Origin of the sequence: Microcystis sp. LE18-22.4A (assembly GCF_027531105.1) — a bacterium.
Taxonomy (GTDB): domain Bacteria; phylum Cyanobacteriota; class Cyanobacteriia; order Cyanobacteriales; family Microcystaceae; genus Microcystis; species Microcystis aeruginosa.
The window spans coordinates 1-2347 of the sequence record NZ_JAPZRB010000632.1 but is presented as its reverse complement, the minus strand read 5'-3'; the positions used below and the strand labels follow the sequence as shown (position 1 = coordinate 2347).

Annotated in this window: 3 protein-coding genes; all 3 read right to left on the bottom strand. The window is 42.1% G+C overall.

The annotated features are described in order from the left end of the window. Positions 1-114 precede the first annotated feature (114 nt). Positions 115-543: a hypothetical protein gene (locus O9295_RS26920; RefSeq protein WP_353851894.1), complete on the bottom strand. Its 429-nt coding sequence runs from the start codon at positions 541-543 to the stop codon at positions 115-117. A 40-nt stretch (positions 544-583) separates the two neighbouring features. Further along, the gene (locus O9295_RS26915) at positions 584-721 is read right to left on the bottom strand and encodes a hypothetical protein (protein WP_174237718.1); all 138 of its coding nucleotides are present in this window, start codon (positions 719-721) and stop codon (positions 584-586) included. A gap of 177 nt (positions 722-898) precedes the next feature. Continuing rightward, positions 899-2347 (bottom strand): Calx-beta domain-containing protein (locus O9295_RS26910; protein WP_288036321.1); only part of this gene is annotated, 1449 nt, incomplete at its 5' end.

The following is a 2347-nucleotide window of genomic DNA, read 5'->3' as shown; positions in this document are numbered from 1 at the left end:
AGCCACTCTTAATCGTGTCTTGGAACGAAATAGAGGCTTTTAAAGACTGCGTACATGGAGAATTAAAACAAGAATTACCCTCGAAAAGCCTATTTTTCCACTAAGTATTTATGCTCATTGCAAAGGTGAGATGCTCCCTTTTAGCAGCTCTTCTAAGATAGTAGGGTTAGTCATTTTGCCGATTATCTCTTCAATTTCTGAAGAAATCTGTCCAAACCGCACAGTTAAAACTGTTTTTATGTCATCGCGGCTTTTTTCTAACGCGCCAATTTCCTTGCCAATTTCCTTACCCTGTTCTATCCCTCGTAACTCCATATTACTCATTAAAGGCATGGTTCTTTCCTCCTCAAATTGTTTGATTTTACTTTCTAAGCTTGACTGCAATTCAGTTGATAAAGTCATCATATTGTCGATGATTTCAAACAGTTTAATTATCTGTTCTCTCTCGAACTCCTTTTCATATAATCCCCTGATTAACCTCCACTTCCACTGTTCCCGTTGTGGCAGCTTCCCGGTAGTCGCTTTTGTTTTCAGGTGTGCCATGACGATTATAGCAAAGGGATTGTTACTTGCTTCCAATTAGTCACTGATAACTGATAACTGATAACTGATAACTGATTAGTTGGTGAACTTCAGGAAAGAAGAAGCATAAAAACGCTTCAAAATATTCGCTTAATGCTTCTTTCCAGGGTTCATCATAATTGGCGGTTGTTTGGTTCATGGCGAGATAAATTAGCACACTAAGTACGGAATAACCGTAGCGTAACGCACCGATTTAATAATAGAGGTGGTGCGTTACGGCGGATTGTTGATGGGTGTTTTTTTTGACCGAATTGTTAGCCACCTAACGCACCCTACGCCTAATTTTATTGGTAAAATTAGTGGCTGTGTGGCTAGGTTAATTTATCAGTGCGAAATCAGCCGCTATCAGGGTAGGAACAGTCAACAAACTGGCAAATTCAGCACCACTTCCTAAGCCAGCAGCACTACCATTTTGATTGTAGTAGATACTGCCACTACTGGTACTGTAAACGATAAAAGCGCTGCTAGTGGCGACTAAATCATCGTCAGCGACGCTGGCAAATTCAGCCGGTTGACTGAAGCCATTGCCAATGCTACTTTGTAAAGCGGTAAATATGGCTTTACTTAACGCTATTTTATCACTACCCGAAGTGAAATCGCTGATGGTATCGATTCCTAAATTACTACTGTTGAAGATAAAGTTATCGCTACCATTACCACCAGTGAGTAAATCATCACCAAAACCACCAATTAAACTATCGTTTCCGTCTTGACCGGTTAATTGATCGTTGCCACCACCACCAGTTAGAGTATTATTAAGGCTATTCCCGGTTAGTCGGTCATTACCGCTATCGCCAATAATATTTTCGATGGTGTTATTTGCGGAAAAAGTCAATTTTAGATTATTGGTAACGGCGGTTTGGACAGCAGTAGTCCCCAAGTTAACTCTTACTGCGGTATTTGTCCCAGTAAAGTCGAGGGTATCGATACCACCGGTGGTAGTTTCTTGGATGGTATCGCTTCCTAATGGGGTTGAAGCATTGAAGCAGTAAATATCGTTACCATTAGCGCCAGCGAGGATATTGTTACCGCTATTTCCAGTGATTTTATTGTCACCAGCGTTACCTGTACCATTAATATTATTACTGCCAATTAGTCTGAGGTTTTCCACATTATTGGGTAAGGTTCGAGTAATGCTGCTTTGTAGGGTGTCAGTAATAATTACTTGTCCAATTGCTTCGTCGGGATTGATGGTAGCATTAACCGCATTTGACAGGGTTACTGTAAAGGCTTCATCGGCTTCGTTGAGGTTATCATTCAGTAAGGGAATGCTAATAGTAGCAGTGGAAGTATTCGCCGCAATGGTGAGGGTTCCTGTCTGGCTAGTGTAATCTACATTGGCGGTAGCATCAATGGGTGCAGTGGTATAGTTGACAGTAATTTGTTGTGGATTGGGGTTATTGACAGTAACGGTGAGGATGGCATTACTATTTTGACCTTCCACCACGGTGATGTCATTGATGGAGAGTTGCGAGGTGACACTGGTAGCGGGGACATTGGTAATCGTCCCGGTAACTGCGGTAGTTGTCCCAACTGTATAACCTGTCCCGGTCGCGAGAGTTAAAATGACAGTTTCATTACTTTCAGCAGTTGTGTCAGGAGTCGGGTCAACGGTTACAGTCGCAGTGGATGAACCAGCAGCAAAGGTGACACTGGTGGGAATAGAAGTGTAATCGGTTCCATTAGTAGCTGTCCCACTGATGCTGTAGTTAACCGTTAAAGAATTAGTGGTTACTCCACTACGGGTGAAGGTATAGAGTAAGTT

What these genes read in the sequence shown, in the direction of transcription:
- O9295_RS26920 (WP_353851894.1), bottom strand. Translation starts at nt 543, where the DNA reads ATGGCACACCTGAAAACAAAAGCGACTACCGGGAAGCTGCCACAACGG.
- O9295_RS26915 (WP_174237718.1), bottom strand. Translation starts at nt 721, where the DNA reads ATGAACCAAACAACCGCCAATTATGATGAACCCTGGAAAGAAGCATTA.